The sequence below is a fragment of the Rubrimonas cliftonensis genome, assembly GCF_900107585.1.
GTDB lineage: Bacteria > Pseudomonadota > Alphaproteobacteria > Rhodobacterales > Rhodobacteraceae > Rubrimonas > Rubrimonas cliftonensis.
The window spans coordinates 118,919-131,490 of record NZ_FNQM01000006.1; the positions used below are offsets into that span (position 1 = coordinate 118,919).

A 12,572-nucleotide genomic window follows, 5' to 3' on the forward strand; every position below is an offset into this window, starting at 1 on the left:
AGTTTTTTGCCTGAACGCGCCGATTGCAAGCTGTTTCGAGGGCCGTGCGCCGACGCGCGACCTGCCGCCGCTCAGTCGAACGCGCCGAGGGCGCGCGTCAGCAGCATGAAGGCGCGGCCCGAGCGCGTGTCGGCGGCGTCCGCCATCACCGCGCCGCCGCCGAGTTCGTCGTGGATGCGGGCGACGAGCCCGTTCCAGCGCCGCGCGAAGACGAGCGCCGCGTCGCGGAACACTGCGTCGGCGCGCAGCAGGGCGCGGGCGGCGTCCAGCCTTTCGGGCGTGCGCACCGCCCCCACGCCGTCGGCCGCGGCGCCGCGCGCGCCCTGCGCATAGGCCGCCCAGGCGCCGAGATCGGCGGGCTCGGGCGACAGATCCTCCATGTGCTGCCCCGAGGTCGCGAGAATGTTCAGCACGTCCTCCGCGGCCTGCAGGAGCTGGGCGATCTGCGGATCGGTCAGCGCGGCGCGCATCGCGCGAAAACCCTCCGCGTCGCCGTCGCTGCGCGGAAAATCGAGGGCGCGCAGGATGTCGGACCATGCGACCGGCTCGACCTGCGCGGCGGCGTCGGCGAAGGGCAGGGCGGGTTCGTTGGGCGGGCGCTGGGTCTGCGGGGCGGTGTGCGAGGGCCCCGGCCGCGCAGATTCTGCGGGCCGCTCGCGCCTCTCGGCGGCGTCCACCCCGGCGATTTCGGTGAGGGCCTTCACGCCGCGGCGGGTCTCCGCCAGCGCGGTCTCCAGCGCGGTCATGCGAACGCTCAGGGCGCGCGCCGTCTCGGCGGCCGCCGCGCGGGCGGCCTCGGTCGCGATGCGGGCCGCTTCTGGCGAGAGGCCGTCCGCATCCCGCCCTCCGAACCGCGGCGCGCGATCCGAGCCCAGCGCGACGACCAGCGCGGCCAGGGCGCCGGCCGGCGCGGCGGCCGCGATCAGCAGCATCAGCGCCGAGCCCGCCCCCGCGCCGGGGGCCGGCGTCGCGAAATAGCCGACCGCGTAGGCGGCGACCGCGGCGAGCCACACCACGCAGGCCGCCGCTCCCGCGAGCGCCGCCGCGTTCATCGGCCCGACCGCCGCCCCGCCCGCCGGCCGCTCAGACGTAGTCGATCTTGAGGACTTCGTAGCAGCGGCCGCCGCCCGGCGTCATCACCTCGACGCTGTCGCCCTCGGCCTTGCCGATGAGCGCGCGCGCCAGCGGGGAGCGGATGTTGAGCTTGCCGTTCTCGACGTCGGCCTCCACCTCGCCGACGATCTGGAACACCTTCTCCTCCTCGGTGTCCTCGTCGACCAGCTTGACCGTCGCGCCGAACTTGATGGTGTCGCCGGCGACCTTCACCGGGTCGATCACGTCGGCGCGCGACATCAGGCCCTCGATCTCCTTGATGCGGCCCTCCACGAAGGACTGCCGCTCGCGCGCAGCATGGTATTCCGCGTTCTCGCTGAGGTCGCCGTGCTCGCGCGCCTCCGAGATGGCCTCGATGATCGCCGGGCGCTCGGTTGTCTTGAGCAGCCGCAGTTCGGCGTCGAGCGCGGCGTAGCCGGCGGCGGTCATGGGCACCTTTTCCATGGCAAGGAGCTCCTCAGGCAACTGGCTCATTCGCTCCGGGCGGCGCCCGCAGCGGTGTTCTGATACAGTGAAGCCGCCCCGGCCCGGAGCGGCTCACATCGACTTGCATGAGCGTATTGCCGCCTCACAGCCTGCGCAAGAGGGGGCTCAGCGCGCCTCGGCGGCGGCGCGCGCGCGCGTCGCGCGGCGCGCGCGGGCCAGCGCGACGGCGAGATAGACCGCCGAAAGCCCCGCCAGCGCCACCGAAAGCCCGTGCGGCTCGATCACGTCCATCGCGGCGCCGACGACCAGCGGCCCCAGAAGCGCGCCGACGCCGTAGGCCACGATCACCGCCGCATTCGCCGAGATGAGCGTGGCCCCGCTGTAGCGCGCGCCGAGCTCGATGAGCGCGACGGTGTAGAGCCCCGCCGCCAGCCCGCCCCAGACGAAGAGCGCGGCCCAGAGCGGCCAGACCGTCCCCGCCAGCAGCGGCAGCAGCGCCGCCGCCGCCACGCAGGTCAGCGCGCAGAAGACGAGCAGCGCCCGGCGGTTGGCCTTGTCGGCGAGCGCGCCGAGCGGGATCTGCAGCGCGACGTTGCCGAGCACCAGCACGGTGACGAGAAACGTCGCCGCGTCGCGCTCCATGCCCGCCTTCACGCCCCAGACCGGCAGCAGCGCCATGACGCCGAACTCAACCACGCCGAACAGGATCACCGCGCCGAGCACCGTCGGGTCGGTGCGCAGGAAGCGCCAGGGCGGGATCGTCGCCACGTCGTCGTCATGGGCGCGCGGCGCGGCGTTCCATGCGGTCAGCAGCGGGGCGAGGCAGATCAGCGACAGCGCCGCGCAGGCGAGAAAGGGCGCGGGGCCGGCGAAGCCGACGCCGGTGACGATCAGCGGCCCCATCGCGAAGCCGAGCGAGAGGACGGTCGCATAGAGCCCAACGACCCGCCCGCGCGCGCCCGGCTCGGCGCCGGCCACGATCCACACTTCCGAGCCGACGAAAAGCGCGGTGGCCGCAGCGCCGTGGACGTAGCGCAGCGCGAGCCAGGCCCAGTAGTCGTCGGTCAGCGGAAACAGCAGCAGGATCGCCGCGGAGAGGATCGCCCCGCCGGTGAGGAACGCCGGCAGCCCGACGCGGCGGATCATGCGCGGCATCAGCGGCGCCAGCGTGAGCGCCGCCAGCGCGACCATCGCGCCGCTCAGCCCGATCATGCCCGAGGACCAGCCTGACAGCTCCAGACGGATCGCGAACAGCGGATGCGTCATGCCCTGCGCGACGCCGAAAAGCGCGATGCAGGCGATCGCGGCGATCAGCCCGCGCCCGTCCGCGCCGAGCCCGCCGGAGGCGACGCCGCCCGGCGCCGGCATCCGCGCGGCCGACGGCTGCGGCGCGTCCTCGCGACGGCCGGTCACGCGAGCGCGTCGATGTAGCTGCGCCCGGCCTCGTGGCGGAAGAACGGCGCGGGGCGGTCGTCGTCGTCGCGCTCCAGCCGCGCCTCGACTTCCGCGAGCACGACGGAGGTGATGAAGGGAAGATCGAGTGACCGGGCCTCGGCCAGCGTCAGCCATTGCAGGTGCGCAAGCTCCTCCTCCGCCCTGGAGAAGTCGTCGAGATCGCCGGCGATGTCGGCGACATCGGCCAGAAAGAAGCGCGCGTCGAAGCGCACCGGGCGGGTCGGCGGCGTCACGGCGCGGAAGATGAAGCGCAGGCGGCCGGTCGCCGGCGCCAGACCCATCGCCAGGAACCCGCGCCAGGCTTCGGGCGCCGCCACGGCCCGTTCGGCGACGCCGGCCTCGGCCGTCCCCAGGGCGAGACCGGCCTCCTCGAAGGTCTCGCGCACCGCGGCGCGGGCCAGCGCAAGGCCGTGGCCGGCGCCCTGCTCCGGCGCCGGCGACAGCGCCAGTCGGCGCGCGCAGGCGGGGCGCAGGCCGCCGCCGATGGACGGATGCGCGTCGGCGGCGTCCAGCGCGCCGCCCGGAAAGACGAACTTGGACGGCATGAAGCGCGCGCCGGCGCCCCGCTGGCCCATCAGCACGCGCGGCGCGCCGCCGTCGCTGCGGACGAGGATCAGGCTGGCCGCGTCCCGCGGGATCGCCGGCGCATCGGGAAGGGGTGACTGCGACATGCCGCGAAGGTCGCCGAGGCGGGCTGGCGTGTCCAGCGCCGCCGCGCCGCATCAGTCGTCGAAGCCGTGCATCCTGTGCGCCCACTGATAGCCCACGACCGCGCCCTTGATCCGCGGCAGCAGCAGCAGGCAGAGCGCGAGCGCGACCAAGGGCCAGCCGAGCGAGTGCGCCCATACGGGCACGTCCTCGAACGTCCGCGCGGCGACGATCGCAGGGACCATGAGGTGCCCGACGATGAGCATGGTCGCCCAGGCCGGCGCGTCGTCGGCGCGGTGGTGGTGCAGCGCCTCGCCGCAGTCGGGGCAGGCGTCCCGCACGGAGAGGTAGCCGGTGAAGAGCGCGCCGCGCCCGCAGGCGGGGCAGCGCCGGCGGAGGCCGCGCCCGAGGGCGGGACCGACGTCGCGGGGCGCGCGCGGAGGTGCCATGGTGTCCATGGAGCGCAAATAGGCCTGCGGCCGCTAGGATGCGCCGCGGCGCAGCGTCGCTGTCTGCCGTCGCGATTCTTCGGCAAGGCGGCGACGGAAACGCCTCGGCCGCGCGTTGAGGGGGGGCGAGGGCGAAGCGCGCCCCGCTGGAGATACGGAGACGATCATGCGGAATACGACCCTCGCGGCGGCCCTCGGCTGCCTCAGCCTCGTGGCCGGCGCCGTCGCCCTGCCCGCCGCCGGCGCCGGGGCCGGGGCCGGCGGCTCTGGCGACCGAGCGGAGGCATGGCGCCTCGACCGGATGTTCGAGCGCCTCGACGCCGACGGCGACGGCCGGCTCGTCAGGGATGAGATCGCCGCGTTCGGCGCGCGCGTCATGGAGGCCGATGCGGACGGCGACGGGCGGGTGACGCGGGAGGAGTTCGCCGCCGCGCGGGGCGAGCGCAGGGCGCAGGCGCGTTTCGGCCGCCTCGACGCGGACGGCGACGGCGCGATCAGCCGAGAGGAGTTTCTCGCGAACGCCGCGCGCGAGGCCGCGCGCGAGGAAGCCGACGTGGACCGGCCCCGCTCGCGCGGCGGGGACGGCGGCCGGGCGGAGCAGGGGGAGCGCCGCGAAGGCCGCGACTGGCGCGCCGACGCCCGACATCGCGGAGACCGGCGCTGCGGGATGGAGCGCGGCCGCGGCGCCGGGCTAGGCTTCGACCGGATCGACGCCGACGGCGACGGCGCGATCGACGCCGCGGAGGCCTCCGCCGCCGGCGAACGGATGGCCGAGCGCATGATGGCGCGTCTCGACGCCGACGGCGACGGCGCCGTGACGCGGGACGAGGCGCGGCGCGCGCGCCGCAAGGACGGCTGACCGCGACGACCGGCGCGGCGTCGTTCCGGAAAACGCGGCGGTGGCGCCGCCCTTCGAGCGCAGCGATCCGCCCGACGACGCGCCGTCGCCGCCGGGGCTGGCCTGCGCGCCTCCCGGTCACGGGGGCGACGCGCTGGACGCGGCGCTGCTCGCGCGCGCGTCGCTGGGCGAGGGCGGCGCGGCGCGGGCGCTGGCGGCCCGGCGCGCGCCGGCGCTGATCGCGGTCGCGACGCGGCTGCTCGGCGATGCGGCGGAGGCGGAGGACGTGGCGCAGGAGGCGTTTCTGCGCCTCTGGCGGGCCGCGCCCGATTTCTCCGGGGCGGGCCGCGAGGCCGGGGGCGGCTCGGTGGGGGGATGGCTGCGCCGGACGACGCGCAACCTGTGCCTCGACCGTCTGCGCCGCCGCGGCCGGCTCGCCCCGATGGAGGCGGCGCCGGAGCCCAGCGACCCGGCGCCTTCGGCGCTGGAGAGGGTGGTCGCCGCCGATCGCGCGGCGGCCCTGAGCGCTGCGATCGCGGCCCTGCCGGACAGGCAGCGCGTGGCCGTGACGCTACGTCACCTGGAGGGGCTGGCGAACCCCGAGATCGCTGAGGCGCTGGGCGTGGGCGTCGAAGCCGTGGAAAGCCTGCTGGCGCGGGCGCGACGCACGCTTGCGGCGCGTCTGGCGGCGCATCGGGAGGATCGGGAATGACCGGCGAAGATCGCAGTGACCACGCATCCGGGCTCGACGCGGCCTTCGCCGAACTCGCCGCGGCGCCGCCGCGGGAGGCTCCGGCGGCGTTTCTAGACGCCTGCGCGGCCGACGCGGCGCGTGTCGCGCTGGAGCGAGGGACGGCGGCGGCGGCCAACGGCCAGGGCGCGCGGCGACAGGCGCGGTTCGGGCGACGGTCCGTCGCTCGACCCTCGCGTGGTCCCTCGCCGCGGTCGCTGGCGATGGCCGCGGCGGCGGCGCTCGGCTTCGTCGTCGGCGCGTCCGGAGCGCTTGACGGCGTCGCCGGCCAGGACGCCGCTCAGGACGCCGCGCTCGCCGCCTTCGAGGGCGCCGACCTGCTGGGAGAGGCCGCCGCGCTGGACCTGACGCTGGAGGACGGATCGTGATCGGGTGGTTGAACAGGCGTCGCGGCGCGGCGCTGGCGGCGTCTCTCGTGCTCAACATGCTGCTGGCGGGCGTCATCGCCGGTCACGCGCTCCGCGGCGCGGCGATGGAGGATCGGCGCGGCCCGCGCTCCGAGGGGCCGGTGACGGTCGAACGTCTCATGCGCGGGTCCGACCGCGAACTGCGCGGCGAGGCGCGCGCCATGCTGAAGGCCCGCGGGCCGCGGGTGGCGGCGGCGCGCGAAGCGGTGCGCGAGGCCTCCGGCGGGGTCGTCTCGGCGGCGGGGTCCGAGCCGTTCGACGCGGCGGCGGTCTCCGCCGCGCTGGAGCGGCTGCGCGGCGCCGAGACGGCGCTCGCCGCCGAGCGTCACGGCGCGTTCGTCGATCTGCTCGCCCTTATGCCGGCCGAGCGGCGCGCCGACGCCATGGCGCGCGCCAGCGGTCGCCTGGAGCGCAAGGCGCGGCGGGGCTGGGGCGAGGGGTGGGACTGAGCGCGGCGGCGAGAGCGCTCTGGAGCGGCGCCGCCCGGCGGCCCGGCCCCGCCGCCTCTCAGGCGGCCGCCAGCGTCACGCGATTGCGGCCGGCGTTCTTGGAAGCGTAGAGCGCCGCATCCGCCCGCTCCATCAGCGCCTCGGGCGTGTCCGCGTGGCCGATGAACTCCGCGACGCCGACGCTCACCGTGACGTCGAGCAACTGGCCGCCGATGTCGAAGCCGGGCGTCTCCACCGCCTTGCGCACCCGCTCCGCCGCGATGCGGGCGTGGTTCAGCGAGGCCTCGGGCATCGCCACCACGAACTCCTCGCCCCCGATGCGCGCCACGAGGTCCACGCCGCGCGTGTTGTCGAGCAGCCGCTGGGCGAACTGGCGCAGCACCGCGTCTCCGGCGGCGTGGCCGTGCCGGTCGTTGACCGACTTGAAGCGGTCGAGGTCGAAGGCCATCAGACACAGCGGCGAATCGTCGTCGACGGCGCGGGCGGCGATGCGCGCGAGGTGCGCGTCGAGGTAGCGCCGGTTGCGCAGGCCGGTGAGGGGGTCCGTCACGGCCTGCCGCAGACCGTCCGACACCTGGGCGCGCAGCTGGTCGGCGTAGGCCTTGTAGCGCAGCTGGGTCCGCAGGCGCGCGGTCAGCTCCGCGGGGTCGAGCGGGTACATCAGGTAGTCGTTGGCGCCGGCGTCGAGGCTGTCGGCCGCGGTCTTGAGGTCGTCGGCCGCCACCAGCGTCAGGAGCGCGGCGCCGCGCGTCTCGGGCCGCTGCCGCAACGCCGTCGTGAAGGCGTTGGTGAAGTCCGCAAAGCCGACGCTGTCGACCAGAAGCGCTTCCGGCGGCGACGCCGCCGCGCTGAGGAAGGCTTCCTTCGCCGTCGTCACGGTCTCGATCCGCACGTCGAGGCGCGAAGCGAGAATGTCCTTTAGCATCGCCCCGTTTGCGTCGGACGTGACGCTGAGCACGCGCGCGCCCGGCGTGGGCATGATGAGGGCCGGCGGCGGGCTGTCCAGCAGTTGACGCATGGTGTCGTCGCGCAGACGCAGCTCGTCGGTCATCGCCTTCATGCGCAGGAGAGAGCGCAGCCGCGCAAAGAGCGCCAGTTCGCGGACGGGCTTGGTGAGGAAGTCGTCCGCGCCGGCGGCGAGCGCCGTAAGACGGTCGTCCTGCGCGCCGAGCGCGGTGACCATGACGACCGGAATATCCGCCAGCTCTGGGTCCGACTTCATCGCCCGGCACAGTTCGTAGCCGTTCATGCCGGGCATCATCACGTCCACGAGCGCCACGTCGGGACGGGTCCGCCGGGCGATTTCAAGGGCCGCGTGCCCATCGCCCGCCTCGTCGACGTCGTAGAACGCCTTGGAGAGCAGGAGCGACAAGAGCATCCGGTTCGTCGCGACGTCGTCGACGATCAGAATCCGGCCAGACATGAGCCCTCCAACCCTCTCGGCCGCCGATTGGCTGACCAGAACGGCGACGAAGCATGGTCTTGCGCCGCATTGCCGTCTTGACGGGAACGATAATCCGCTGACGCTTAACGCAGAGTTGCCCAGGCGGGGCGCCGGAGCGAGGCGGTGCGGATGCGAGGCTCGGATCGGAACGCCGGCGGCGTCGCCGCGGCGGAGGCGCTGGCGCTGGGCGGCCTCGGCTGGCTGGCCGCCGACCCCGAGCGGCTCGACGCGCTGATGGGTGCGGCGGGCCTCGCGCCGGCGGACCTCGCGGCGCGCGCCGCGGAGCCCGAATTCCTCGGCTTCGTGCTGGATTTCATCCTCGCCGACGAGGCGCGCGCGCGGGACTTCGCCGAGGAGAGCGGCCTCGGCCCGGAAGACGCGACGCGCGCCCGCATGGCGTTGCCTGGCGGAGACGTCGCGCACTGGACCTGAAGTCCCGGCGCCGCCTGCCGCCTGCGCAGGCTTGCGCCGGGGCCTGCGAGCGACGACCTTGACGCTATGGCGCTTCCCCCCGGATTCCTCGATGAGCTGCGCGCGCGCGTTCCGATCTCGGAGGTCGTGGGCCGCCGCGTGACGTGGGACATGCGCAAGTCCAACACGGCGCGCGGCGACTTCTGGGCCTGCTGTCCTTTCCACGAGGAGAAGAGCCCGTCGTTTCACGCCGACGACCGCAAGGGCTTCTACCACTGCTTCGGCTGCGGCGCGAAGGGCGACGCCGTCAGCTTCCTGCGCGAGCAGGGCAATCTGGGTTTCATGGAGGCCGTGGAGGAGCTGGCGCGCATGGCCGGCCTCCAGATGCCCGCGCAGGACCCCGCCGCCACGGAGCGGGCGCAGGCGCGCAAGGGGCTGGCGGAGTGGATGGAGGCGGCGGCGGCATTCTTCCGCACCCAGCTCGCCGGCGGACGCGCGGCGGACGCCCGCGCCTATCTCGCGCGCCGCGGGCTTTCGCGCACCGCGCTGGAGCGGTTCGGCCTTGGCTATGCGCCCGGCGACAGAAGGGCGCTGACGGAGCATCTGAGGGGCATGGGCGCGCCGGACCGCGCGCTGGCGGACGCGGGCCTCAGCATCGCGCCGGAGGACGGCGGCCCCGCGTTCGACCGTTTCCGCGACCGGGTGATGTTTCCCATCCGCGACGCGCAGGGCGCCTGCATCGCCTTCGGCGGCCGCGCCATGGGCGACGGCGCCAAGGCCAAGTATCTCAACTCGCCGCAGACCCCGCTCTTCGACAAGTCGCGCACGCTCTACAACCACGGCCCGGCGCGCGAGGCGGCGGGCAAGGCCGGCGCGCTGATCGCGGCGGAGGGCTACATGGACGTTATCGCGCTGTCCGAGGCGGGCTTCGCGCACGCGGTCGCCCCGCTCGGGACCGCCGTTACAGCGCCGCAGCTGGAGATGATGTGGCGCATGGCCGACGAGCCGGTGCTGGCGCTCGACGGCGACAAGGCGGGGCTGGACGCCGCGATGCGCGTGATCGACGTGGCGCTGCCCCTGCTGAAGCCGGGCAAGTCGCTGCGCTTCGCGCTGCTGCCCGAAGGCCTCGACCCCGACGACCTGATCCGCGCCGAGGGCGCCGGCGCCATGCGCGCCGTGCTGGAGGCCGCCGAGCCGCTGGTCGCGATGCTCTGGCGGCGGGAGACGGAGGGCCGGCCCGTCGACAGCCCCGAGCGCCGCGCCGCGCTCGACATGCGCCTGCGCGCCGCGCTGGCGAAGATCGCCGACCCCGACGTGCGCACGCATTACCGCGCGGCGCTGGCGGAGCGGCGCGCCGCGTTCTTCCGCCCGGCGCGCGAGGCGCGGGGCGGCTGGACGCCGGGCAGGCCGCGCGGCGCGACGGGCGGTTTCGGCGGCAAGGGGAGCATGGGGCGCGGCGGGGCCGGACGCGGGGCATGGGGCGCAGGGTTCGTCGACGCCCCGCTGGCCGAGACGAAGGCCAGCGCCCTGTTGCGCGGCGCCGAGACGCGGGCGCGGGAGGCTGCGATCCTGTTCGCGCTGTCGGGGCGCCCGGCGCTTCTGGAGCGCTTCGGCGAACAGCTCGCGGAGCTCTCCTTCGAATCCGCGGACCTCGAGCCGCTGCGCCGCGGGCTGGCGGCGCTCGCGCCGATGATCGCGGACATGGACGCAGAGGCGGCGGCGGCGGCCGTGCGGGCGGTGGTGGATCCGGCGCGGGCGGAGGATCTTGCAAATCGCGCGGGGGCGGCCCATCTCGGCTTCGCCGGGTCGGACTGCGATGCGGCGGAGGCCGAGGCCGGGCTCGCCGACGCGATCGCGCGGTGCGCCGCCGCCGCGCAGCTTCTTGCCGAGGTGCGGGATGCGGAGGTGTCCTTGGGCGAAGATGCGGACGCGTCGCTCGACATGCGGCTCAGAACGGCCTCGGCCATGGCGAATCGCCTGCGCGAAGGGGCGGTCAAGAGCGCCGATTCGGACGAGTCCCACTTGTCTGACGCCGTGCGTGCTGCAATTAGCGGAGAGATATGGGTGAAGAGACCCCGTTAGTCCGGGGTTTTGCGCGAATGATTCGCGCACGCCCCTCGCAACGGTCCGGCGGGACGTGCGACGAAGGCGGCGTGGGAAACAGGACGGAGCAGCGCATGGCGGCGAAAGACGTCGACGAGACTGCGGAGGTCGAGCACGCCGAGGCCCCGAGCCCGATGCTCGACCTCAGCCAGGCGGCGGTCAAGAAGATGATCGCCGCCGCTAAGGCGCGCGGCTACATCACGCTCGACGACCTGAACAAGGCGCTCCCGCCCGAACAGGTGTCCTCCGAGCAGATCGAGGACGTCATGGCGCTCCTGTCGGAGATGGGCGTCAACGTCGTCGAGAACGAGGAGGCCGACCCCGACGATCAGGGAGACGACGCGAAGGCCGAGAGCCGGGAGGTCGTCGCCAGCCAGCCGGCGGCCGCCGAGAACGACCGCACCGACGACCCCGTGCGCATGTATCTGCGCGAGATGGGCACTGTGGAGCTTCTGTCGCGAGAGGGCGAGATCGCCATCGCGAAGCGCATCGAGGCCGGCCGCGCCACCATGATCGGCGGCCTCTGCGAAAGCCCGCTGACGTTTCAGGCGATCACGATCTGGCTCGAGGAGCTGAACGAAGAGCGCATCATGCTGCGCGATGTGATCGACCTTGAGACCACGTTCGGCAAGGGTCTGGAGGACGACGAGGAGGAGGCGGTCGAAGTCGGCGCGGGGGCCGCAACGGCGCCGGCGGCCGAGAAGCCCGAGGCCGAGAAGCCCGAGGCCGACAAGCCCGAGCCGGAACTCGGCGACGACGGCGAGGACGGCGACGAGCAGGCCAACCTCTCGCTCTCGGCGATGGAGGCGGTCCTCCGTCCCCAGGTGCTGGAGAAGCTGGAGCGCATCTCCTCGGATTACGGGCGCCTGCACGAGATGCAGGGCAAGCGCCTCGCGGCCGCGCTGAGCGACTCCGAGGTCTTCTCCTCCACCTCGGAGCGCGAATACCAGCGCCTCCGCTCGGAGATCGTCGAGCTCGTCAACGCGCTGAACTTCCACAACAACCGCATCGAGACGCTGGTCGACCAGATCTACGGCATCAACCGCCGTCTGATGACGCTCGAAGGCCAGCTCGTGAAGCTGGCCGACGGCTACAAGGTCAACCGTCGCGAGTTCATCGACGAGTACCGCAACTCCGAGCTCGACCCGAACTGGCTCGACCGCGTCGCCCAGCTTCCCGGCAAGGGCTGGAAGGCCATGCTCGCCAAGGAGCGCGGCCGGATCGAGGAGATCCGCGAGGAGATCGGCGTCGTCGGCCAGACGGTCGGCGTCGACATCCCCGAGTTCCGCCGCATCGTGCAGACGGTGCAGAAGGGCGAGCGCGAGGCGCGCATCGCGAAGAAGGAGATGGTGGAGGCCAACCTGCGCCTCGTGATCTCCATCGCCAAGAAATACACCAACCGCGGGCTGCAGTTCCTCGACCTCATCCAGGAAGGCAACATCGGCCTGATGAAGGCGGTGGACAAGTTCGAGTACCGCCGCGGCTACAAGTTCTCCACCTATGCGACGTGGTGGATCAGGCAGGCGATCACCCGCTCCATCGCCGATCAGGCGCGCACCATCCGCATCCCGGTTCACATGATCGAGACGATCAACAAGCTGGTGCGCACGGGCCGCCAGATGCTCCACGAGATCGGCCGCGAGCCGACGCCGGAGGAACTCGCGCAGAAGCTCCAGATGCCGCTGGAGAAGGTGCGCAAGGTGATGAAGATCGCCAAGGAGCCGATCTCCCTCGAAACGCCCATCGGCGACGAGGAGGACAGCCAGCTCGGCGACTTCATCGAGGACAAGAACGCGATCCTGCCGCTCGACAGCGCGATCCAGTCCAACCTTAAGGAGACGACGACGCGGGTGCTGGCGAGCCTGACGCCGCGCGAGGAGCGGGTGCTGCGGATGCGTTTCGGCATAGGCATGAACACCGACCACACGCTCGAGGAGGTCGGCCAGCAGTTCTCGGTCACGCGCGAGCGCATCCGCCAGATCGAGGCCAAGGCGCTGCGGAAGCTCAAGCATCCAAGCCGCAGCCGCAAGCTTCGGAGCTTCCTGGACGAGTGAGTCGGTCGCAGGCGTCCGCCCGGC

Annotated in this window: 13 protein-coding genes; 7 read left to right on the plus strand and 6 right to left on the minus strand. The window is 73.6% G+C overall.

Annotated elements, in window-relative coordinates:
* Window positions 1–71 precede the first annotated feature (71 nt).
* The 5 genes from BLW43_RS11795 to BLW43_RS11815 all read right to left on the minus strand — a co-directional run bounded on the left by BLW43_RS11795 (window position 72) and on the right by BLW43_RS11815 (window position 4,100).
* The gene (locus tag BLW43_RS11795) at window positions 72–1,052 is read right to left on the minus strand and encodes a hypothetical protein (protein ID WP_093253612.1); all 981 of its coding nucleotides are present in this window, start codon (window positions 1,050–1,052) and stop codon (window positions 72–74) included.
* Between the two features lie 31 nt (window positions 1,053–1,083).
* Window positions 1,084–1,557, minus strand: coding sequence for a transcription elongation factor GreA (gene greA, locus BLW43_RS11800; protein ID WP_093253614.1), 474 nt, complete (start codon window positions 1,555–1,557; stop codon window positions 1,084–1,086).
* A gap of 147 nt (window positions 1,558–1,704) precedes the next feature.
* On the minus strand, window positions 1,705–2,952 hold the full coding sequence (locus BLW43_RS11805) for an MFS transporter (RefSeq protein ID WP_093253616.1): 1,248 nt from the start codon (window positions 2,950–2,952) through the stop codon (window positions 1,705–1,707).
* Window positions 2,949–3,665 (minus strand): NUDIX hydrolase, encoded by a 717-nt coding sequence (locus BLW43_RS23520; RefSeq protein ID WP_093253618.1) that lies wholly within the window; start codon window positions 3,663–3,665, stop codon window positions 2,949–2,951. The genes BLW43_RS11805 and BLW43_RS23520 overlap by 4 nt, the downstream gene beginning before the upstream one ends.
* A gap of 51 nt (window positions 3,666–3,716) precedes the next feature.
* Complete coding sequence (locus BLW43_RS11815; protein WP_093253621.1) at window positions 3,717–4,100, minus strand: DUF983 domain-containing protein; 384 nt, start codon at window positions 4,098–4,100, stop codon at window positions 3,717–3,719.
* A 157-nt stretch (window positions 4,101–4,257) separates the two neighbouring features.
* Between BLW43_RS11815 and BLW43_RS11820 the strand changes: the two genes are divergently transcribed.
* The 4 genes from BLW43_RS11820 to BLW43_RS11835 all read left to right on the plus strand — a co-directional run bounded on the left by BLW43_RS11820 (window position 4,258) and on the right by BLW43_RS11835 (window position 6,536).
* Window positions 4,258–4,950 (plus strand): EF-hand domain-containing protein, encoded by a 693-nt coding sequence (locus BLW43_RS11820; RefSeq protein ID WP_093253624.1) that lies wholly within the window; start codon window positions 4,258–4,260, stop codon window positions 4,948–4,950.
* A 97-nt stretch (window positions 4,951–5,047) separates the two neighbouring features.
* On the plus strand, window positions 5,048–5,641 hold the full coding sequence (locus BLW43_RS11825; RefSeq protein WP_093253900.1) for a sigma-70 family RNA polymerase sigma factor: 594 nt from the start codon (window positions 5,048–5,050) through the stop codon (window positions 5,639–5,641).
* Window positions 5,638–6,048 carry a hypothetical protein gene (locus BLW43_RS11830; protein ID WP_093253627.1) on the plus strand — a complete coding sequence of 137 codons (411 nt, stop codon included), beginning with the start codon at window positions 5,638–5,640 and terminating at the stop codon, window positions 6,046–6,048. Before BLW43_RS11825 ends, BLW43_RS11830 begins: the two co-directional genes overlap by 4 nt.
* Window positions 6,045–6,536, plus strand: coding sequence for a periplasmic heavy metal sensor (locus BLW43_RS11835; protein ID WP_093253629.1), 492 nt, complete (start codon window positions 6,045–6,047; stop codon window positions 6,534–6,536). The genes BLW43_RS11830 and BLW43_RS11835 overlap by 4 nt, the downstream gene beginning before the upstream one ends.
* Before the next feature lie 58 nt (window positions 6,537–6,594).
* Here BLW43_RS11835 and BLW43_RS11840 read toward each other — a convergent pair whose 3' ends face one another.
* Window positions 6,595–7,959: a PleD family two-component system response regulator gene (locus BLW43_RS11840; RefSeq protein WP_093253632.1), complete on the minus strand. Its 1,365-nt coding sequence runs from the start codon at window positions 7,957–7,959 to the stop codon at window positions 6,595–6,597.
* A 150-nt stretch (window positions 7,960–8,109) separates the two neighbouring features.
* On the opposite strand from BLW43_RS11840, the gene BLW43_RS11845 reads away from it, so the two are divergent.
* From BLW43_RS11845 to rpoD, 3 genes are all read left to right on the plus strand, one after another.
* Window positions 8,110–8,412: a DUF3572 family protein gene (locus BLW43_RS11845; protein WP_093253634.1), complete on the plus strand. Its 303-nt coding sequence runs from the start codon at window positions 8,110–8,112 to the stop codon at window positions 8,410–8,412.
* A gap of 66 nt (window positions 8,413–8,478) precedes the next feature.
* Window positions 8,479–10,473, plus strand: a complete 1,995-nt coding sequence (gene dnaG / locus BLW43_RS11850; protein WP_093253637.1) for a DNA primase — start codon at window positions 8,479–8,481, stop codon at window positions 10,471–10,473.
* Between the two features lie 95 nt (window positions 10,474–10,568).
* The gene (rpoD, locus tag BLW43_RS11855) at window positions 10,569–12,548 is read left to right on the plus strand and encodes an RNA polymerase sigma factor RpoD (RefSeq protein ID WP_093253639.1); all 1,980 of its coding nucleotides are present in this window, start codon (window positions 10,569–10,571) and stop codon (window positions 12,546–12,548) included.
* The last annotated feature ends 24 nt before the right edge of the window (window positions 12,549–12,572 follow it).